Consider the following 19976-nt stretch of genomic DNA (forward strand, 5'->3'; position numbering starts at 1 on the left):
GGATGGCCTCCTCAAGCCGCGCGATCGGCCCAGCGAGTTGATCTGCTTCCTTGTCCTTGCCTTCACCTCTCAGGCGCTCACGCGCAACGCGCAGGTCTAGCAGATTTTTCTGCAACTTCAGTGCAGAGGTTTTGAACGAGTCCATGCTTTTCTCACGCTGTAGGCTTCCGTACCGTTGTAGGAAAAATGGACCGTAGCAGCTCGAATTTGCCTGAGAAACTGATGTTTCATACAGGCAAGACTCATTGCCACGCCATTTCCTACAGATTGCGGTAAACAATCCTACAAACCGTGTTTCAGATCGTGTCCTCCCAGGCAAGCTCAATCTACCGTATTGGCTGGGCTCAAGAGCTTTCGAGGGGCAGCGTACCCGGCGCAGGTACTGCGCAAGCCTGGAGGCGTGTTTAGAAACTTCGTGTATCAATTGCCGGCCCGCGAGCGACACGTGGTCAGCGTCAACCACTGCGGCTGAGTCCAGCCCGGCGGCATCCGCGCATCGCATCTGATCCGCTTTTTTTCCATAAACCTGAATCTGTAACCGTATCAGCCCAAGCTCGACAATGTGCCCATTCCCGCATCACAACTGTAGAGGTTCCAATGGGCAAGCTGGCGCTGTTCCTGGGTGGTTTTCTGCTGCTGACCATTCTGATTGGTATTCTTGGCACCATTCCACCAAGCTGAGTTCAACTGCTTTTTCCCTGCGCGGCCCGTCCACTTCAAGCGACGGGCCCACGCTATTGGCAAATGGCCGGTAGTCTTCCTCGTTGCACTGCTGGATCAGCGGTAGGTGCAAGTCATTCTCAAGTGCAAAAGCCTCGTGTAGTCTCCCGCCGCCGCTTATTCGGCGGTATTTTGCCTTGGAGTCGATAGATTGATGGAATGCAAGAAAGGCACTTCAGCCATGCTGGAGTGGCGTAGGCGTTATCTCGCCGAAGGCCAGCTTGATGAGCCGGGCTATGATCAGGCACTGCGCAATGCCGAGGCGCTTGAGCAAGCCGGGTCAATCAGTACGCAGGAGTGGATCGAGCTGGTCAAGCTGGCCAATTCGGCATTGCTGCTTGTGCGATAAGTCGTTCTTTACGCTGGGAAATCTGTCCACAAAAAACGTGGGTAGGTCTGTGGATAAAGTGCTGTAAGCCAGATCCGCGGCGGGCTCTGTTAAATTGAGCAGAAATTGAACAGTCGTTTCATGGTCTGTTTCAGAGGGGCGAGTCGGCTTGGCGTAGGGCTACCAGCAAGTCACGTACCCGCGCCGGCAACTCGCCGGCAGGGTATACAGCATGCATCTGTGGGTCCTGGCCGCTGCTGGACGTCAGGCGGTACTGCGGACACACTCGGACCAGGCGGCCGACCTTGACCTGTGCTTCGCCGACCCAGGCGGCGAGGCGGGCAATGCCGGCGCCGGCCAGGGTGCTGTGGTAGACAGCGCTTCCTGAGCCCAGGCGGAGCCTGGGCCTGGGGCGCAGGCTGGTGATCTGGCCATCGTGGCAGAAGTGCCAGGCCTTGAGGATGCGTGGCGCGGTATGCAGGATCAAGGTGTGTCCATTCAGGTCTTCCGGGTGTTGCGGTGTGCCAGCCAGGGCCAGATATGCCGGGCTGGCATACAGGTGGCGCTGGTAGGGCCAAAGCGGGTAGCCGATCAGTTCGCTCGATTGCGGGAATGCACCGCGCACCACGAAGTCGAATTTACCTTGCAGCGGGTCAAGGGCTTCGTCGCTGTACTGGACGTCCAGCGTCACTTGGGGGTAGCGGCGGGAAAACTCGGCAAGCACTTGCGGTAGTACATGCTCTCCCAGCAGTTGCGGCGCGGCAAAGCGAATCCAGCCTTGGGCGCTGCCGCTGAGCGCGGCCAGTTCGTCGGCGGCATCGCGTTGCACATCCAGCAAGCGTTCGGCATGCGGCAGCAAGCGCTCGCCGGCCTCGGTCAGGGTTACGGCGTTGGCGTTGCGGTTGAGTAGTTTGCTTCCCGTATTGTCTTCCAGGGTTTGTACAGCACGTGTAACTGTGCTGGGTGAGCGCCCCAGCGCGCGGGCGGCAGCAACGAAGCTGCGCTTGTGTGCGACGCTGACGAACGCCTGGATTTCCCGCAGCATGTCCAATGCCATTGCCTGCTCCTTGTTGCAGTTATTGCAATATGGCATTTCAACACAAGCGCGCCACTTTGATTAGCCTTGCAGGCGTCTTCACTGCCTGGAACCGCGTCATGATGGATATTGCTGTGCTTTCTGTGTTCGCCTTCGCCGCTGGGTTGATCGACGCCGCGGTGGGTGGTGGCGGGCTGATCCAGATCCCGGCGTTGTTCAACGTGTTGCCCACCGCGCAACCAGCGGCATTGCTCGGCAGCAACAAGCTGGCGTCCGTGTTCGGCACGGCTTTCGCGGCCCGCTCGTTCATCCGTAAAGTGACGCTGGATTGGGGGTTGATCGTACCGGCGGCACTCAGTGCCTTTGTCATGTCGTTCGCGGGGGCCGCCACGGTGTCGCTGGTACCCCCCAGTGTCATGCGCCCGGCAGTGCTGGTGCTGATCGTGCTGATGGCTATCTACACCTTCTGCAAGAAGGACTTCGGCACCTTGCACAAACCTGCGCAGATCGGCCGCAAGGAGCAATGCCTGGCAGTGCTGATCGGCGGCGCTATCGGCTTCTACGATGGCCTGTTCGGCCCCGGCACCGGTAGTTTTCTGATCTTCCTGTTCATCCGCTTCTTTGCCCTGGACTTTCTGCACGCTTCGGCTTCGGCCAAGGTGGTAAACATTGCCACCAACCTGGCGGCGCTGGTGTTCTTCGTGCCGACCGGCAACGTGCTGTACGCCATCGCCTTGCCCATGGCGGTGTGTAACATTCTCGGCGCGCTGACCGGTACCTGGCTGGCGGTACGCAAGGGGGCCGGTTTTGTCCGCGGGCTGTTCCTGGTGCTGTTGTGTGTGCTGATCGCCAAGCTGTCGTGGGACCTGCTGATCGGCTAGTTCAGATCACCAGGCGCTGTGCTTCGGCCTGTTCGACGCGGTTGCGGCCCCGGGCCTTGGCCCGGTACAGCGCCTGGTCGGCACTGGCCAGCAGTTCGTCGAGGCTGGGGGCCGGCATGTCTGCGTCGCAGCCTGCCACACCGATACTCACGGTAATCTGCAGGCGCTGGTCGGCCTGTGTCACGTGCAGGTCCTGTATGGCGCGGCGCAGGCGTTCCGCGGTGAAGTTGGCCCGATCTGGCGCAAGTCCGGGCAGGATGACAACGAATTCTTCGCCACCCAGGCGTGCGATCAATTCATCGTTGTGCAGTTGGTCCTGCAGGGTGCTGGCGAATTGGCGCAGCACCTGGTCGCCGACGGCATGGCCGTGGGCATCGTTGATCGACTTGAAGTGATCGACGTCCAGCATCATCAGGGTCAGTGGCAGCGCCTGGGCGTGCTGTTGGCGGCTCTCCAGCAGCGCGTTGGCGCGGCGTGTGAAGGCGCTGCGGGTGAGCACGCCGGTGAGGTGATCGACGGTGGCCTGGTGCGCCAGACGGGCCATGAGGCTACGGTTGGCCTGGCTGACGCAGGCCACCACCAACGGCCCGAGCACCAGCATGGCGATGCCCAGGCGCGCCGACATCAGCGTGGTAACCCCAGGCTCGCTCTGCGGCACGCTGAAGTGCATGAGGTTTTGCGCCACGGCCACGATCAGCGTACTGCCGGCCGTGAGTGTCAGCAGTGATACCAGGAACGGTGAGTAGGTCCAGGCACACCACAGTAACGCGGCAATCGGGAAAGCAATGGCACCCGGGCCACCAAAGGCGATGCTGAATGCCAGCGAGGCCAGCAGCACCAGCAACGGCGCCAGGCGGATGGGTTGCGCGCCGCCACGCATCAAGGCCCGTACCGAGGGCGCAGTGAGCAGCACTGGCAGCACCAGCACGCCGGTCGAGAACTGTTCGCTGAACCAGGCTAGCCAGGTGGCGCGCAACGACTGTTGGAACCACGGTGCGGCCATTGCCGCTGCCATGCTGGCCGCTACCACGGCAGCGGCGGCGCAGGCGGCGAACACGCGGAGTACGCCGTGCGGGCTGCGCATGCGCCGGTGCATGCGTGGCAAGCGCGACAGCAGTTGCCAGAGGGTGACCACCACACCAAGATTGCACAGGTTGAACCACAGCGCCGGCACCCAGGCACTGCCACACAGCAGGTCGGCGCCGACCATGGCCAGCCACACCAGGCTAAAGCCGGTAAACGTGGCTTGACGGGGATAGCGCAGGAGTATGCCGGCCAGTACCGCATTCACTGGCCAAAACAGCGACAGCGATTCGATCGGGCGTGCCAGGATGCCGCCCAGGGTGAGGGCAAAGGTCACGCCAAGTACAACGATATAAGGCAACACGCGCGATTGGGCTGGAAAAACCATGAACTCGACCGGCAAGCGGAAACGAAATCCAGGACAACGCGATGGAGCACCTGGGGCAATTACCCGCAGTGTGTTGGGTCAGGGTGGTTGATGTCAATCTGCCGCGATTGGTTGCGATAATGTCAAATTGCCTCTACTCCTGGCCGCTTTCCTCACAGTCCAAAGAACCACGGCACCATCACGACGGTAACCAGCATCACCAGCACGGTGAACGGTACGCCAATCTTGACGAAGTCAGCAAAGCGGTATTGCCCGGGCCCAAGCACGAGCGTGTTGACCGGTGATGACACCGGCGTCATGAACGCCGCCGACGCGGCCAGCGCTACGGTCATGGCGAACGGGTAGGGTGACATGCCCAACTGCGCCGCAGTGCTGACAGCCACCGGTGCCATCAGTACTGCGGTGGCGGTGTTGGAAATGAACAGCCCGATCACTGCAGTGACGGCGAACAGGCAGGCAAGAATGGCGCTGGGGCCGGCACCACCCAGCACGTTCACCAGCCCACCCACCGCCAGGTCGATGCCGCCGGTTTTCTGCAGCGCCTGGGCGAAGGGCAGCATGCCGACGATCAGCACCAGGCTTTGCCAGTGGATGGCGCGATAAGCACTGTTCATGTCGATGCAACGGCCTGCGCCCATCAGCAGGCAGCCGATCAGCGCAGCAATCACATTGGGTACGGCGCCGCTGACCATTAGCCCGACCATCACTGCCAGGCTGAGTAGCGCCTGCGGCGCGCGGGTGCGGGCTGGTGCGACCAGGTCGATCTCGGCGGGCAAGCTCAGTACCAGGAAGTCTTTGGGCTTGCTTTGCAACTGGCGCACCGCCTTCCACGGGCCGACCACCAGCAGGGTGTCACCCAGGCGCAGCTTTTCTTCCAGCAGTTGCGCTTCGATAGCTGCCTGATCGCGGCGCAGGCCGACCACATTGAGGCCATAGCGGGTGCGAAACGCCAGTTCGAGGATACTCTTGCCGATCAGTTGCGAGCCTGGCGGCAGCGAGACCTCCGCCATTCCCAAATCCTGGGACTGGTCGATGAAGTAGGCGGCCTTGAAGTGCAACGGCTCCAGTTGCATGGTTTGGCACAGGCTGCGCAGGTCGTCATGCTTGGCGAACAGGTCGAGCAGCAGCACGTCGCCCTGATGCAGCACGGTGCCCGAGTCGGCAGCGATCACGCGCGTGGTGAACTTGTGCTGGCGCTCGATGCCGATCACGTTGGCGCCGTGTCTGGTGCGCAGTTCCAGTTCGCCGAGGTTGTGGCCGATCAGCGGCGAGTGAGGGCGGATGCGCAGGCGCCGTTCACGGCCATTGAGCTTGTAGTCCAGTACCAGGTCCAGCAAGGTGCGGCGGCTTTCCACCCGGCCATCCTTGCGCACTTCACCGTTGAGCCAGTGCCGGGTCAGCAGCATGTAGCCAATGCCCAGCACCAGCACCACCAGGCCGAACGGGGTAAAGCTGAAGAAGCTGAACCCCGCTTTGCCATGGCGGACCAGCTCGCTGTGCACCACCACGTTGGGCGGTGTGGCGACCAGGCTGAGCATGCCACTGATGAGGCCGGCAAAAGCCAGTGGCATCATCAGGCGGCTGGGTGAAAGCTGCAGGCGTGCAGCGATGCTCAGCACCACCGGGATAAAAATGGCCACCACGCCGGTGGAGCTCATGATCGATCCCAGCCCGGCCACCGCCACCATCAGCAGTACCAGCAGGCGTGCTTCGCTATTGCCGGCCCGCTCGCTCATCCATTCGCCGATGCGATAGGCAATGCCGGTGCGCACCAAGCCTTCGCCAATCACGAACAGGGCGGCGATCAGCACCACGTTGGGGTCACTGAACCCGGCCAGGGCCTGTTCTACGGTAAGGATGCCGAGTAGTGGCAGGGCGAGAATCACCAACAGCGCAACCACGTCCATGCGTGGGCGGTTGATGACGAACAGGGTAATCACGAGGGCCAGCAGGCCGAGGACCCAGAGCAACTCATGGTTCATGGGGAGGGGGTGTTCCTTCACACGGGGGCACGATAGACAGTAGCAGTCAGTGTGCCAGCTTGCAGTGAAGGGGGGGTTGATGTGCTGCAACAAAAAGGGCCGCTATGCGGCCCTTCGGTCACGGGCTCAGTGACGGTGGCGGCGGTGCTTCTTGCTGCCGCGGTTGTCGTCGCCCAGATGGTTGCCGAGGGCACCACCGGCCGCGCCGCCCAGGCCGGCACCCACGGTCGAACCGGTCTTGCCGCCTACTGCGCCGCCCAGCAGCGAGCCACCGGCCGAGCCCAGGCCACCGCCGATGGCGGCTTCGGTACGGTTGCCCTTGCGTGCACCGACCGCGCTGCCGGCTGCGCCGCCAACGCCGGCACCGATGGCTGCGCCGGTCTTGCCGCCGAGCTGTTGGCCAACAACGTTGCCCAGGACACCCCCCAGACCGCCGCCAATGGCGGCAGTACCGTCACCGGCGAAAGCGCCCTGGCACAGCAGCAGGCCGAGGGCAAGGGAAGGCAGAGTCAGACGCATGATACGAACCTCAAAGGAATCATCAGGATAAGTCGCCGCGCAACGGGCGGCAGGTCAGGGCTGAAAGGACGCTTCAGCGGTAGTAGCGGTCACCGCGGTATTGCCGATCATCGTCGTCGCGGTCATGGCGATGGTGGTGGCGATGGTCACGGTCGCGGTCACGCCAGCCGTCGTCATCATGGTAGCGATGGCTATGGCAGCCTGCGGTCAGCAGGACAACAGCAACCAGAGAAAGGCTTGCAAGACGCGTGAGCACGATATAGGTCCTTGATCCGCATAGGTTTACAGGGCACCTTCTGAGACTGGGGTCGATCGATTTGGTTTCCCGGACGGGCAAAAAAATTGTGCTTCACGCGATCAGCGCCAAGGCGCCCGCCTGCAACAACGGGCTGTGGCGCTGACCGGCATCGATCGGTCCAAGCGTATCAACGCGCTCTGAGCGTACCTGGCCGGCGGCGAAGTGCTCTGCAATGGGTCGCCTTGGTCAGGGTGTGCAGAATCAGGATGCCGGTTGAATCGCCAGCACCACGCCATTGGTGATCTGCACCAGCACGTAGTGCTTGCCCATGCGCACCCAGTGACTTTCCTTTTCCGGCTCGGGCAGGCCCTTGGCTTTCCAGTCCTTGATGGCCTGGTCATCGCGTTTGTACTGGTCCGGAGCCTTGTCGCCGACGTTCAGTTCGCGGTTGTGGGTTTCGGGGGCGGTGATGCTCTCTTCGCTGGAGGGGGCGGCGCTGACGCTCAGAGGCAGGCAAGGCAGGGCGGCGAGTAGCAGATAGTGCAGTTTCATGATGCGTTCCTTGTGACGGCATGTCTTATCTGCGACAGCGGCAAGTGCCTGGCAATTCACTCGGGATGCCTGCCAGTGCTAGAGTCGCCTTCTTTTTCGCGACCCCGAGGATGGAACATGCGTGCGATTCTGCCGTTGGCTGCGGTGCTGATGCTGGCCGGTTGCGCTTCTGCGACCATGGAAACCGCGCGTGGCGGCAAGCCGACTGCGCAGTTCGACTCGCACAAGGCACCCGCGCTGGTTGCCCAGTGCATCCAGTTCAGTTGGCAGGAAGAGCAGGTGTTCGGTGACGACGCCAGTGGCTACATGGAACCGCGCAAGCAGGGCGGGTTCACCGTGTATACCCGTGAGGCCGAAGCGTTCGTGGACGTGTATCCGCAGTCGGGCGGGGCGCGTGTGGATTACTACGCGAAGAGCAACGACGGCGTGGCCCTGCAGCGCCGGGCGGCAGCTGCAACCTGCCTGTAACTGCTGGCGCTTGTGCTGGCTTTATCACCACTCCTGCAAGGGCCCGCGTATTCAGGGTAGTGAGCAAGGCATTTGTTGCCACAGCAGAGGGCGCGCGGGCTTTACACTTTTTATCAAGACAGTTGTGTTGCAGGGGGCGCGGTGACGGCTAGCATAAGGCGCTTCCACACAAGGACGACTCCATGGACCGCTCACTGCAACTCAACCGCATCAGCTGGGATGAACGTGCCCCGTTGCACGCCGCTTCGAAGGACTACGAAGTCGAACGCCTGGTCCAGCAAAACGGGCACTTGTCCGAAACCGTACGCTTCGACCTGCCACTGCTCGGCGACATCGACGGGCTTGAGACGGTCCATTTACAGTGCCACATCGGCACCGACACCCTCTCGCTGGCGCGCCTTGGCGCCAAGGTTTGCGGCCTGGATTATTCCAAGGCTTCGCTAGCCGAGGCACGGGCTTTGGCCGAGCGTTGCGCGCAGCCCATCTCGTATGTCGAGGCTGACGTCTATGCCGCCGACAAGGTACTGCCGGCGGGTACTTTCGACCTGGTCTACACCGGTATTGGCGCGCTCTGCTGGTTGCCTCGCATCGAGCCGTGGGCGCGCACCGTCGCGGCACTGCTTAAACCGGGCGGGCGGCTGTTCCTGCGCGACGGGCACCCGATGCTGATGGCCGTCAACGAAGACCATCAGGATCGCCTGCAGCTCGAATATCCGTACTTCGAGCACGAATCGCCGACGGTGTGGCACACCGACCAGACCTACGTCGAAACCGATCAGCGCCTGGCCCACACCGAAACCCACGAATGGAACCACGGCCTGGGCGAAGTGATCACTGCCTTGCTGGCCCACGGCCTGCAGTTGACTGCGCTGGTCGAGCACCAGAGCATCCCCTGGGAGGCGCTGCCGGGGCAGATGGTCAAGGGCGAAGACGGTGAATATCGCCTGCGCGAGCAACCGGCGCGCCTTCCCCTGAGTTACACCTTGGTCGCCGTCAAAGCCTGATCAGGACAGGAAGCCACCGTCGACATTGAGCGTGGTGCCGGTGGTGTAACTGGAGGCATCGCTGGCCAGGTACAGCACCGCGCCCGCCATTTCCTTGGGGTCGGCCACGCGCTTGAGCGGGATCTGCTGCAAGGCGGCATTGAGGATGGCTTCGTTCTTCACCAGTGCCGAAGCGAACTTGGTGTCGGTCAGCCCCGGCAGTAGCGCGTTGCAGCGAATACCGAACGGCGCACACTCCTTGGCGAACACCTTGGTCATGTTGATGACCGCCGCCTTGGTCACCGAATAGATGCCTTGGAACAGCCCGGGCGAAACACCGTTGATCGACGCCACGTTGATGATGCTGCCGCCGCCGTTCTCGCGCATCAGCTTGCCAGCCTCCACCGACATGAAGAAGTAACCACGGATGTTCACGTCCACGGTCTTCTGGAACGCCCCTGGGTCAGTGTCCAGCACATTACAGAATTGCGGGTTGGTGGCTGCGTTGTTGACCAGCACATCCAGTCGCCCGAACTGTTCGCGAATGCCGGCGAACACCTGCTGAATCTGTTCCAGCTCACCAATGTGGCAGGCCACAGCCGTGGCCTTGCCGCCGGCGGCAATGATGGCGTCGGCCACCTGCTGGCACCCTTCAAGCTTGCGGCTGGAAACAATCACATGGGCCCCTTGCTGCGCGAGCAAGTGGGCGATGGCCTCGCCGATGCCTCGGCTGGCGCCGGAAACAAAGGCAATCTTGCCGTCGAGGTCGAACAGGTGGGTCTTGGACATGCTGTTTTCCTTGTTATCCGTCGTCGTGGGCAGTGCTCAGAAGCTGGACTTGGCGATGACCTGCAAGGTCATTTGTTCCAGCAAACGGTTCATGTGAATGAACTGGGCGAAACGCTTGTCCTGGGTCTGGCCGTGGTAGTAGCGGTAGTAGATTTGCTGAACGATCCCTGCCAGGCGGAACAGGCCATAGCAATAGTAGTAATCGAAGTTGTCCAGGCGGATGCCGGAGCGCTCGGCGTAGTAATCGACGAACTGGCGGCGGCTGAGCATGCCCGGCGCGTTGCTTGGCTGGCGGCGCATCAGTTGCACTGGCGCCGGGTCGCCGGCTTCGATCCAGTAGGCCAGGCAGTTGCCCAGGTCCATGAGTGGGTCGCCCAGGGTGGCCATCTCCCAGTCCAGCACACCGATGATGCGCATGGGGTTGTCAGCATCCAGGATCACGTTGTCGAAACGGTAGTCGTTGTGCACGATGCCTGGGCGCGGGTGGTCGGCGGGCATTTTGTCGTGCAGCCAGGCGGTTACTTTTTCCCAGCGTGGTGCATCCGGTGTCAGGGCTTTTTCATAACGGCTGGTCCAGCCCTCGATCTGGCGCTGCACGTAGCCCTCCGGCTTGCCCAGGTCGGCCAGGCCGCAGGCGGTGTAGTCCACTTGGTGCAGCTCGACCAGGCGGTCGATGAAGCTTTTGCACAGGGCTTCGGTCCGGCTGGCGTCCAGGTTCAGTTCGGCCGGGATGTCCGAGCGCAGGATGATGCCCTTGACCCGTTCCATCACATAGAATTCGCCGCCGATCAGGCGGGTGTCGGTGCAGTGTGCGTAGGCCTTGGGGCAATAGGGGAAGCCGCTGTTGAGCTGGTTGAGGATGCGGAACTCACGACCCATGTCGTGGGCCGACTTGGCCTTTTGACCGAAGGGAGGTCGGCGCAGCACGAAGTCGCGGTCCGGGTAGCTGACCAGATAAGTGAGGTTGGAGGCGCCGCCAGGGAACTGGCTGATGCTCGGCAGGCCGTGCAGGCCGGGGATATTGGCTTTGAAGTAAGGGTCGATGACGGCCGCGTCGAGTTCTTCGCCGGGGCGTACCTGGGTGGACTGGTCGGTGAGCGTCATGCGTCTTCCTTATTCTCGATAGCAAGTACTATTGGGTAATCTAATGGTCCGCCGAGGTTGGAACAATCGTGCCATGTGCCATATAGGTGAGGGTGTTGCTGGTGGATCACTGCACCGAATGCAGGCCAAAAAAAACCGAAGCCTGGCAGGCTTCGGTTTTTTGATCATCCGGTACTCCCAGCCCTCAGGACGGGAACAGTTCGCTGAGTTTCATCGACAGCATCATGTCGCCCTCAACCCGCAGCTTGCCGCCCATGAAGGCCTGCATGCCGTCGGTTTCGCCGCTGACGATACCCTTCAGCGTTTCGGCGTCCATCACCAGGGTGCAGTTGGCATCCGGGTTTTCGCCTTCCTGCAGGTCGCAGGTGCCGTCCTTGACGATCAGCGCGTAGTGCTTGTCTTCGTCGGTGATGTTGAAGCCGAACACCAGGTCCAGGCCGGCGGCAGCGGATGGGTTGAATTTCTCTTGCATCTTTTTGACGGCATCAGCTACGGAGGTCATGGCGCATTCCTTATAGAGTGATTTACACGTCCCCGCAGGGACACAACAAGCCGGGCTTATCGGTAGGTGACAAGCTCCGGCGCCCTCAACAGCTGCACATGGGCCTGGCTGTTGAAGGAAGTCAGTGCCACGTCGCGGCCGCGAAACTTCAGCTGGCTGAGCGACGTGTTGATGATCTGCCAGTTCAGCGCGAACGCCTGGCTGGGGGTAATACCGGTAACCAGGTGGAGCAGGGCGGCAATGGTGCCACCCGAGGTGAAGATAGCAACATGATCGCCGCTGCCGGCGCTGTCCAGCACGCGTTGCAGGCCCCCTTGTACGCGTGACGTAAACGAATGCCAGGTTTCCAGGCCATTATCGGCATGCTCGCCATCGTGCCAGCGCTGCACCATCAACGCGAACAGACGCTGAAACTCGCTGCGGTGCTGTGCGGCATTGCGCAGCACATGCAGGGCATCGGGCTCTTCCGGCAGCAGGTCGGGCAATAGGGCACGGATCACACCGTCGGCATCGAACTCATTGAATGCGGCGTCGGTCTCAACCGCCGGCACCGGGCAGCCGTTGGCGTGCAGCGCCTGCAGCGCCAGCCGAGCGGTATCCTGCTGGCGGCGCAGGTCGCCAGCCACGCAGCGGTCCAGCCGCACGCCCAACTGGGCCAGGTGTTCACCCAAGGCCTGGCTCTGGCGCACGCCCACGGGCGAGAGGACGTCGTAGTCATCGGCACCGAAGGAGGCTTGGCCATGTCGAATCAGGTAGAGATTGCCCACGGAAGGTTCCGGCCTGTTGGAGGTTGCTGCGAGGTTAGGATGCGGCACACGGGCTGTCAACGAAAAAACATACAAGCGTTTGAAAAGGTTGTTTGAAAGATGTTGCCAGCGTTTACACCGGCTGGCAGCTCTACAGGCGCAACGGTATGCTTGCAACAGTGACGCGCCGTAGTGGCGCAGGCATTTAAGGAGTCAACGTGGAGTTTCTTGCCGAATACGCAAGCTTTCTCGCCAAAACCGCCACCCTGGTCATCGCCATCCTGGTGGTGCTGTCTGCCATCGCCGGGCTGCGTGGCAAAGGTCGGCGCAAATCGGGCGGGCAATTACAGGTCACCCGCCTGAACGATTTTTACAAGGATCTGCGTGAGCGCCTGGAGTCCGGCCTGCTCGACAAGGCCCAGCTCAAAGCACTGCGCAAGCGGCAGGCGAAGGCAGAAAAGCAGCAGAAGAAGGGCAAGGCCGAGTCCGAGGACAAGAGCCGGGTATTCGTGCTGGATTTCGATGGCGACATCAAAGCCTCGGCCACCGAAAGCCTGCGCAACGAAATCACCGCACTGCTGACGCTCGCCACCGCGCGTGACGAAGTGGTACTGCGCCTGGAAAGCGGCGGTGGCCTGGTGCACAGTTACGGCTTGGCTGCATCGCAACTGGCGCGTATTCGTCAGGCGGGCATCCCGTTGACCGTGTGCATCGACAAGGTGGCTGCCAGTGGTGGCTACATGATGGCCTGCATCGGCGAGAAGATCGTCAGTGCCCCATTCGCCGTACTGGGGTCTATTGGCGTGGTGGCGCAGTTGCCCAACGTCAACCGCCTGCTGAAAAAGCACGACATCGACTTCGAAGTGCTCACTGCTGGTGAATACAAGCGCACCCTGACCGTCTTTGGCGAAAACACCGAGAAGGGCCGGGAGAAGTTCCAGGAGGACCTGGACATCACTCACCAGTTGTTCAAGGATTTCGTCTCCCGCTATCGTCCGCAGCTGCACATCGACGAAGTCGCCACTGGCGAAGTCTGGCTGGGCGTGGCGGCGCTCAATCGCAAGCTGGTGGACGAGCTGCAGACCAGTGACGAGTACCTGAGCGAACGCGCACGCAACGCCAACCTGTTCCACCTGCACTATGCCCAACGCAAGAGCCTGCAGGAGCGTATTGGCATGGCCGCCAGCGGTACAGTGGAGAACACGGTGCTGGGCTTGTGGAGCAAACTCAGCCGCCTGCGCTAACACCTTGAACCTGTTGAAATTTTTTTTCGTTCAGGGGGTTGCAAGGTTAAAAGAATGAAGACATAATGGCGCCCATCGAAACGCAGCAAACTTTGAAAAAGGTTCAGCGTTTCAAGGAGATAGCAAAGCGCAAGCAGCTAGATCCGACCTTTGAGGCCGAGTAGCAAAGTGGTTATGCTCCGGATTGCAAATCCGTCTACGCCGGTTCGATTCCGACCTCGGCCTCCACCATTCGAAAGCCCCGCAGATTAACGTCTGCGGGGTTTTTCTTTATGGGTCGAGAAAACCAAGAGCTCGGTAACTTTTGGCATGGAGTTCCGAAACCTCTTAGCCAATCTTGAGTCGCAGTACTGCGTGATCAGGGCCGGCGTGCTGGGGGCCATTATGTCTAGTCAAACACTGAGCGCAGCTGCTTGAACCCGTAGATGTTGGCGGATGACCCGGTCCGGCTTGCGCTCGTCGTGTTGTTGTTCGGTCACTTCGTGGTTCTTGCGTGCAGGCGCCGCCTTTGCCGGGGGCGCGTTATCGTTGAATTAGCGGTGATATGCTTCGCCGCTTACCAAACAGGGAGGGTGGTAATGAAACTGCGGAAGAGGCACAAGGCGTTTCAGGAATGGTTCACGCCGAGGCGGCGTAGGCGAGCGGGCGGAACCTTACTCGCCATCTGGGCTGTCGGCATCTTCATCTACCCTGGCCAGCACTGGATCTATGTATTGACGCCAGGAATCATGTGGTTCTTCAGCGCTTGGCCGCCCGAGCTTCACGACAAGCGTTGAGTCTTTGGTGGGGCTGCTGAATAGCCGATTGTCCGATTCAGCTCACAGATGAGTCAGACGAATTTGCGTAAAACTGCACGTTCGCTATGGTGGCAATAAACCACCTGACTACAACTAAAGTCGTAGGAGCGCCTCATGAGAATACGCGGTGATGTTTTCTGGGCCTGGGCTGACCCGACGCTTCATCACCGAACTCACGACGAGACGCTCGACGATGGGACATACGTTGATGTTCAGACGCGACTGTCGCGGACAGGCAAAACGCAGATGTTCATCGGGGTGTACGCCCCAGGCGGCATGGCTATCCATGAAGAGACCTTCGATTCTCGCCCTGGCGAGTCGATGACCAGGGCGTTGGCGTGGGGCGTTGGTCGGGCCCGACGGGTCGCCACTGAAGGTGCGCCTGCTGCAGGCTTTCTGGCTGCCTCGAAATAGCGGCCAGGCGCGCAGCGCCGGAGGTCGAGCGGTGACTTACTGTCATCAGCGAAGACGCAGTACATGAAACCCCTGTGTCTCCAGACTTCCAGCAAGCCGGCAGGGAAGGCTTCATCGGCCTGGCCCGTTATCCTCGCTGGCCAGCGCCTTCTCTTTTGGACTTTTTCATCAAGTAGTCGCTGACATAGCGCACCGTGTTTTCCAAGGCCTGCGTCATGTCGGGATGGGTAAACGCGTACTTGCGCTCCAATTGCCTGCTGTTTCCCATGTCGAAGCGCTGCGTCTGAATAAAGTTCAAGGACTCGGCGCTGATCGCCAAGCGGGTCGCCAGTCCTGGAATCGTCAATATCGACCTGAGCAACCCTATGGGTACATGGCGGCGGGGGGCCTTGACCTTTAGCGTGTCTGCGATTTGCAAAAGCATTCCCTGCAAGTTCGGTGTTCGCTCATACAGCGCCAGAACTTGCCGGTTGGCCATGGAGGGGTCGAACGCCACGCAAGTTATCATGTTCACCAGATAATCGACGCTGACCAATGGCAACCAGTGACTGGCGGAACCGGGAATAGCTTTGAACCGGCCTTGTGCCAGATTGCGAATGAGTTCGGCAAGCGGTTGTCCGTCCAGGATATGCCCGTTCTCGCTGTGGCCGCACACCGTAGCAGGGTGAACAATCGTGTAATCCGCATCCGCGTCTTGCATATAGCGGATGACTGCAAAATGGGACTCGAGTTTGCTGCCTTCGTAGCCGCCTACACGGGCGTAGACCGCGGGCCAGTTTGTGTTTTCAGGGCACTGAATATCAACCCCGATACTGGCAAGGTGGTTGAGGTTTTGCAGCATGAAGCCGCCTACCATGAGCAATCGGATGCGCTGGTCGGCCGCAAGCCTGGCCACTCTCAAAGCACCTTGGACATTGACTGTGCGGGCGCGTTCCGGTGTCAGCCCCCAGGAAAATTCCGCCGCGAGATGGAAAAATACAGCGGCCGAAGTGACGCGTTCTTTGTCTGATTCGCTGAGGCCAAGCCCCTCCTGGCTGATATCGCCTTCAACGGCATGGATATACTCAGGGTTACCCCCCAGTTGGCCTACCTGCTCCTTGAGGCGCTCGATGTTGCCGGGGCTGCGCATCAGCACCCAGGTCTTGTGTCCTTGCGCAGTAAGACCGGCCAGCAAGTGTTGCCCTACAAAGCCGCTGCCGCCGGTGACAAAGCATTCCACACTCATGTTTGAATCCTTGTTTGGATGATGGGCGCAGGCTAAGGTGTAGAGCCTGCTCTACAGTCAAGGATTTTTAACGTGAATATTGGAGAGTTGGAGCGTCGGAGTGGGCTCAGCCGCCATGCATTGCGCTATTACGAACAGCTCGGGCTTATCGAGCCACACCGACAAGCCAACAACTACCGCAGTTACAGTGAACAGACCGTTGTTGACTTGGCCTTCATACAGAGCGCCCAGAGCGGGGGCTTTTCACTTGCTGAGATCGGGGACATCCTTGCGGCCAGGCGGGGTAACACGATCGACTGCGCGCAAGGCGCCGCCTTGGTCGCCGCCAAGATGGCCGAGATTCAAACGAAGATCACCACGCTACAAGCCGCTTATGTTTTTCTGGACGCGGAGCGTGCGAAGCTTGAAGCCAGTGCAATTGCCAATGGGCAGATGATTCCTTGACGTCCTGTCCATGACCCTTTTCGATCGAGCATCAGCCTTCAGGTAAGGTTACACCGCAGATAAACTCATGCGTCCCCAAGCGGTGCGAGCCGAATTCCACCACGTAGCCATCTCCTCTGCGCTCCGCCTCTGCCATGGCCGTTTTCTGGTCAGCATAAACGTCGACGAAATGCCATGGATGTCGGTCTCTCAGGACCCCCCATCCGATTACCCAGCCTTCCCGCGAAGGGTCCGGCGGCAGGTGCTTCGCCAAGCTTCGAATGGACATACCTAGCTCCTCAATATGCACAGGCTCGCCATTGCAGGCTGAGCACTTTTCTTGAACCTCACCTCGCGGGCGTCGGTCTTTAGCATGAAGGATGAGTGATATTTCCAGGTTTGCTGATCAAATATTGAAATGTTCGTAGTCTATGGTTGAACGCAAGCCAATTTCACCAGCGAGGGAGTGAGGAAATGGATTATTCCAGCATGGTTGAATCGTTGGACAAGATGTTGAAAGCAACGGCTGCAGCCAAAGGCTGCCTCCAGCCGTCAGATGCAAAGTGTCACCCATACCTCCGTAGCCATTCATCCGCGACGTCACCCATGGTTGATGGGGTGCCACTTTTGATCCAAAGCATGAATCCACGGTCGAACTTGAATGCCGCCCCGCACTCGCTGAGCAGAAACTGACGAACCTTCTGCGTGTTACGGTAATGCTTGTCCAGTGGAGTCGTACGGGTAATCGGCCCAGCGTGCCAGTCGACGGTCATGGTCTGTTCCTTGACTATTGAGAAGGCAAAAGCCCGTAGGTGGTCATCTACGGGCTTTGCGATGGTTTCAAATAGTCTGGGTCGGCCTGTCAGCCTTCGAACTGTATCACCATCCGGCCTTTGATCTTGCCCTCGAGCATCTCGTCAAAGATCTGGTTGATATCCTCGATCGGTCGCAGCGTCACCTTGGGCACCACTTTGCCTTCAGCGGCGAACTGGAAGGCTTCCTGCAGGTCCTGGCGTGTACCTACCAGCGAGCCCACTACTTCAATCCCATCAAGCACCAGGCGGGGAATATTCAGGTCCATGGACTCCGACGGAAGCCCGACGGCCACCAGTCGCCCGCCTGCGCGCAAGGCATCGACGGCCGAGTTGAACGCGCCTTTGGCCACGGCAGTCACGACGGCAGCATGTGCGCCACCGGTCTTGGCCTGGATGACCTTCGCGGCGTCTTCGTTGAGCGGGTTGACGACCAGATCCGCGCCCATCTCGCTGGCGAAGCGCAGTTGCTCTTCGTTGACGTCGATGGCGATGACTTTGGCGTTGAACACGTTCTTGGCATATTGCAGGGCCAGGTTGCCCAGGCCGCCGAGCCCGTAGATGGCGATCCATTGGCCGGGGCGGACGTTGGAGATTTTCACTGCCTTGTAGGTCGTGACGCCAGCGCAGGTAATGCTGCTGGCGGCAGCGGAGTCGAGGCCGTCGGGTACTTTAACCGAGTAGTCAGCCTTGACGATGCAGGCCTCGGCCATGCCGCCGTCCACGGTGTAGCCAGAATTCTTCACGTCGCGGCACAGGGTTTCGTTGCCGCTGTTGCAATATTCGCAGTGTCCGCAGCCCTGATAGAACCAGGCAACGCTGGCTCGGTCGCCTGGCTTGAGCGAGGTGACGCCCGGGCCAACTTCCTGGACGACACCAATACCTTCGTGGCCCAGTACTACACCGGTCTTGTCACCAAAGTCGCCATTTTTCACGTGCAGGTCGGTATGGCACACCCCGCAGCACTGCATCTTCAGCAGCGCTTCGCCGTGTTCGAGAGGGCGCAGGGTTTTCTCTACCACGTCCACGCGACGGCCAGGTGCAACGACAGCAGCTTTCATAAGAGCCTCCGTGTATATCCGATGTGAGCTTGGGTTATCGCCGGGACAGCATAGACCTTGCCTGGCCAGGCAAAACTGCTTCAGGTCATGGTCGTGGTGGACGCGCCCATAAAATGCCTGTGTAGGCCTGACTGGCATGTGCGGAAAAAAGAAAAGCCCGCGGCAATGATGCGGCGGGCTGCAAGAACGTACGGAGCAGGGTCAGTGTGCCCATCCAGATGTCGACATTTCGTGAAAACCATAAAAAAGCCCGCCATAAAGGGCGGGCAAAAGACGTTTGAAGGGAGAGCCTGCAGGCTGCGCCGTGCCGGTTAACCCAGGATTAAGCGACAATGCATTGACCCGGCACCCTGATCAGCCTATACAGGCCTGCCATTATCCCAGGAGCCAGCATGCGCGACGAAGACGACCTGCACGAACCCGAGCACGATCACCTGCTCGACCACGAATTTCTCTACGACGACGTGGAGCCCGAGGCAGATGCCCAGGGTGCCGAGGATGAAGTGGAGGAAGACGAGGAAACGCTGGATGATCTCGATGAAGAAGAGCGCGATCACCCAGCCTGGTTCGACGACTGCGAAGACTGACTCAGCGACCATCCACCGAGAACCGTCCGGGCCCGCTTACCGCCAGTAGCAGCAGGCCGCCCATGATGCTGAGGTTTTTCAGAAACTGGGTCATGTTGGCGCTGCGCTCGGGGTCGACCATGTTCCAGAACGGGTGGCCAAGCAGCGCCGTGCCCAGTACGAACAGCGCGAACAGGAACGCCAGTGGCCGCGTGTAGAAACCGAGGATCAACAGGATTGCGACGACGAACTCCATGATGACGGCAATCCCTGCTGCCAGCATCGGGGCAGGGGCGCCGAGCGAGGTCATGTAGCCTACCGTGCCTTCGAAGCCGGTCAGCTTGGCCCAGCCAGACAAGACGAACAGGATCATCAGCAGTATGCGGGCGATCAGGATAATGATGTCGCGTTGACCATCGAACAGGGAGTAGCGCATGGCGGCGTTCCAGTGGACGGGTACAAGCTCCACTTTAGCAGCTGCGCAAGACATTGCCGTCAGGCAGCAAAAAGGCGCCGCAAGGGCGCCTTTTCAACGAAGTTTGGTGCGAGTGGCGGGACTCGAACCCGCAAGGCTCACGCCGACAGATTTTAAGTCTGCTGTGTATACCAATTCCACCACACTCGCACGCTTGAAGGGGTCGCAACGACCAGCTCGCTTCTAGGCAGAAGGGCTTCGCAATCAAGCGCGCTTTATAACCCATTGTTATAGTTGAGTCAACTGCAGCACCTATGATCAACAGATAGAAGGGTCGATCGAACGGGCAATTGATACCTTGCCATCACTGCGCCACTGTTGCCCATTAATGGATCCAAGAGTGCTCCGTAATGACTCAGGGCCGAGTTGGCGAAGGTGTGGTGCGTCCACGGTTATTCTGGCGGCTGGTGTTCGCGCAGGTGCTCGTGCTGGGTGCATTTCTTTACATCAGCCTGATCAGCCTGGGCGGGTACCTGTTGTTGCTGGGCTTCGATGCAGAGCACTCACAGCAGCAGCGTATGTTGGCACTGGTCGGCGGTGGTATGATCATGGTGCTGAGCCTGTGGTTGCTGAAAGTGGCCATGCCGCGTCGCATCAGTCCGGCGCTGACCGAGCCGGAACGCTGACAGCCTGTAGTCGTTCAGCGGTCTACTGGCAGACCCTCCGGGCTACGCTCATTTCCTCCCTCCTGCTGTGCCAG

At 60.3% G+C, this 19976-nt stretch carries 24 protein-coding genes and 2 tRNA genes; 10 read left to right on the top strand and 16 right to left on the bottom strand.

All coding sequences use genetic code 11. From position 1 onward, the window contains the following. Positions 1-874: 874 nt before the first annotated feature. Positions 875-1069, top strand: coding sequence for a hypothetical protein (locus tag ACF8EF_RS16440; RefSeq protein WP_176682315.1), 195 nt, complete (start codon positions 875-877; stop codon positions 1067-1069). A 130-nt stretch (positions 1070-1199) separates the two neighbouring features. On the opposite strand, the gene ACF8EF_RS16445 is transcribed toward ACF8EF_RS16440, so the two are convergent. After that, the gene (locus ACF8EF_RS16445; protein WP_176682316.1) at positions 1200-2105 is read right to left on the bottom strand and encodes a LysR family transcriptional regulator; all 906 of its coding nucleotides are present in this window, start codon (positions 2103-2105) and stop codon (positions 1200-1202) included. Between the two features lie 98 nt (positions 2106-2203). On the opposite strand from ACF8EF_RS16445, the gene ACF8EF_RS16450 reads away from it, so the two are divergent. Beyond that, a complete protein-coding gene (locus ACF8EF_RS16450) occupies positions 2204-2965 on the top strand; it encodes a TSUP family transporter (protein WP_176682317.1) in 762 nt (253 codons plus the stop codon). Position 2966: 1 nt separating this feature from the next. On the opposite strand, the gene ACF8EF_RS16455 is transcribed toward ACF8EF_RS16450, so the two are convergent. From ACF8EF_RS16455 to ACF8EF_RS16475, 5 genes are all read right to left on the bottom strand, one after another. Beyond that, positions 2967-4391 carry a GGDEF domain-containing protein gene (locus ACF8EF_RS16455; protein ID WP_176682318.1) on the bottom strand — a complete coding sequence of 475 codons (1425 nt, stop codon included), beginning with the start codon at positions 4389-4391 and terminating at the stop codon, positions 2967-2969. 137 nt (positions 4392-4528) lie between these two features. Beyond that, entirely contained in the window at positions 4529-6358 is a 1830-nt protein-coding gene (locus tag ACF8EF_RS16460) for an SLC13 family permease (RefSeq protein WP_392462035.1), read from the bottom strand. A 126-nt stretch (positions 6359-6484) separates the two neighbouring features. Next, the gene (locus ACF8EF_RS16465; protein WP_016498896.1) at positions 6485-6877 is read right to left on the bottom strand and encodes a glycine zipper domain-containing protein; all 393 of its coding nucleotides are present in this window, start codon (positions 6875-6877) and stop codon (positions 6485-6487) included. 73 nt (positions 6878-6950) lie between these two features. After that, positions 6951-7133 (bottom strand): hypothetical protein, encoded by a 183-nt coding sequence (locus tag ACF8EF_RS16470; RefSeq protein ID WP_176682320.1) that lies wholly within the window; start codon positions 7131-7133, stop codon positions 6951-6953. A gap of 243 nt (positions 7134-7376) precedes the next feature. Next, positions 7377-7667 carry an RcnB family protein gene (locus tag ACF8EF_RS16475; RefSeq protein WP_176682321.1) on the bottom strand — a complete coding sequence of 97 codons (291 nt, stop codon included), beginning with the start codon at positions 7665-7667 and terminating at the stop codon, positions 7377-7379. Between the two features lie 117 nt (positions 7668-7784). Here ACF8EF_RS16475 and ACF8EF_RS16480 point away from each other — a divergent pair, with 117 nt between their 5' ends. Then, entirely contained in the window at positions 7785-8135 is a 351-nt protein-coding gene (locus ACF8EF_RS16480) for a hypothetical protein (protein WP_176682322.1), read from the top strand. A gap of 182 nt (positions 8136-8317) precedes the next feature. Then, a complete protein-coding gene (locus ACF8EF_RS16485; protein WP_392462036.1) occupies positions 8318-9139 on the top strand; it encodes a class I SAM-dependent methyltransferase in 822 nt (273 codons plus the stop codon). On the opposite strand, the gene ACF8EF_RS16490 is transcribed toward ACF8EF_RS16485, so the two are convergent. The 4 genes from ACF8EF_RS16490 to ACF8EF_RS16505 form a co-directional block, all read right to left on the bottom strand. Continuing rightward, positions 9140-9907, bottom strand: a complete 768-nt coding sequence (locus ACF8EF_RS16490) for an SDR family oxidoreductase (RefSeq protein ID WP_021782185.1) — start codon at positions 9905-9907, stop codon at positions 9140-9142. 36 nt (positions 9908-9943) lie between these two features. Continuing rightward, positions 9944-11011 carry a phosphotransferase family protein gene (locus ACF8EF_RS16495; protein ID WP_176682324.1) on the bottom strand — a complete coding sequence of 356 codons (1068 nt, stop codon included), beginning with the start codon at positions 11009-11011 and terminating at the stop codon, positions 9944-9946. 184 nt (positions 11012-11195) lie between these two features. After that, on the bottom strand, positions 11196-11513 hold the full coding sequence (locus tag ACF8EF_RS16500; RefSeq protein ID WP_003251077.1) for an SCP2 sterol-binding domain-containing protein: 318 nt from the start codon (positions 11511-11513) through the stop codon (positions 11196-11198). 56 nt (positions 11514-11569) lie between these two features. After that, positions 11570-12280, bottom strand: a complete 711-nt coding sequence (locus ACF8EF_RS16505; protein ID WP_176682325.1) for a histidine phosphatase family protein — start codon at positions 12278-12280, stop codon at positions 11570-11572. A 197-nt stretch (positions 12281-12477) separates the two neighbouring features. Between ACF8EF_RS16505 and sohB the strand changes: the two genes are divergently transcribed. From sohB to ACF8EF_RS16520, 3 genes are all read left to right on the top strand, one after another. Next, positions 12478-13503, top strand: coding sequence for a protease SohB (gene sohB, locus ACF8EF_RS16510; RefSeq protein WP_176682326.1), 1026 nt, complete (start codon positions 12478-12480; stop codon positions 13501-13503). A 154-nt stretch (positions 13504-13657) separates the two neighbouring features. Further along, a tRNA-Cys gene (locus ACF8EF_RS16515) sits at positions 13658-13731 on the top strand. A 683-nt stretch (positions 13732-14414) separates the two neighbouring features. Further along, a complete protein-coding gene (locus ACF8EF_RS16520; protein WP_392462038.1) occupies positions 14415-14714 on the top strand; it encodes a hypothetical protein in 300 nt (99 codons plus the stop codon). Positions 14715-14841: 127 nt separating this feature from the next. Here ACF8EF_RS16520 and ACF8EF_RS16525 read toward each other — a convergent pair whose 3' ends face one another. Continuing rightward, positions 14842-15939, bottom strand: coding sequence for an SDR family oxidoreductase (locus tag ACF8EF_RS16525; protein ID WP_392462039.1), 1098 nt, complete (start codon positions 15937-15939; stop codon positions 14842-14844). 72 nt (positions 15940-16011) lie between these two features. Here ACF8EF_RS16525 and ACF8EF_RS16530 point away from each other — a divergent pair, with 72 nt between their 5' ends. Further along, positions 16012-16383, top strand: a complete 372-nt coding sequence (locus ACF8EF_RS16530) for a MerR family transcriptional regulator (protein ID WP_176682369.1) — start codon at positions 16012-16014, stop codon at positions 16381-16383. 31 nt (positions 16384-16414) lie between these two features. On the opposite strand, the gene ACF8EF_RS16535 is transcribed toward ACF8EF_RS16530, so the two are convergent. The 3 genes from ACF8EF_RS16535 to adhP all read right to left on the bottom strand — a co-directional run bounded on the left by ACF8EF_RS16535 (position 16415) and on the right by adhP (position 18235). Then, positions 16415-16651, bottom strand: coding sequence for a hypothetical protein (locus ACF8EF_RS16535; protein ID WP_245355039.1), 237 nt, complete (start codon positions 16649-16651; stop codon positions 16415-16417). Positions 16652-16928: 277 nt separating this feature from the next. After that, positions 16929-17135 carry a DUF6434 domain-containing protein gene (locus ACF8EF_RS16540; RefSeq protein WP_019438758.1) on the bottom strand — a complete coding sequence of 69 codons (207 nt, stop codon included), beginning with the start codon at positions 17133-17135 and terminating at the stop codon, positions 16929-16931. Between the two features lie 89 nt (positions 17136-17224). Then, a complete protein-coding gene (gene adhP / locus ACF8EF_RS16545; RefSeq protein ID WP_047603476.1) occupies positions 17225-18235 on the bottom strand; it encodes an alcohol dehydrogenase AdhP in 1011 nt (336 codons plus the stop codon). A gap of 392 nt (positions 18236-18627) precedes the next feature. Here adhP and ACF8EF_RS16550 point away from each other — a divergent pair, with 392 nt between their 5' ends. Continuing rightward, on the top strand, positions 18628-18822 hold the full coding sequence (locus tag ACF8EF_RS16550; protein ID WP_392462041.1) for a hypothetical protein: 195 nt from the start codon (positions 18628-18630) through the stop codon (positions 18820-18822). A 1-nt stretch (position 18823) separates the two neighbouring features. Here the strand turns inward: ACF8EF_RS16550 and ACF8EF_RS16555 are convergent, their stop codons facing one another. Further along, complete coding sequence (locus ACF8EF_RS16555; protein ID WP_176682371.1) at positions 18824-19237, bottom strand: DoxX family protein; 414 nt, start codon at positions 19235-19237, stop codon at positions 18824-18826. Positions 19238-19341: 104 nt separating this feature from the next. After that, a tRNA-Leu gene (locus tag ACF8EF_RS16560) sits at positions 19342-19426 on the bottom strand. A 200-nt stretch (positions 19427-19626) separates the two neighbouring features. Between ACF8EF_RS16560 and ACF8EF_RS16565 the strand changes: the two genes are divergently transcribed. Next, positions 19627-19902, top strand: a complete 276-nt coding sequence (locus ACF8EF_RS16565; RefSeq protein WP_176682372.1) for a hypothetical protein — start codon at positions 19627-19629, stop codon at positions 19900-19902. Positions 19903-19976: the final 74 nt, after the last annotated feature.

Source organism: Pseudomonas sp. zjy_15 (assembly GCF_043101865.1).
GTDB lineage: Bacteria > Pseudomonadota > Gammaproteobacteria > Pseudomonadales > Pseudomonadaceae > Aquipseudomonas > Aquipseudomonas putida_Y.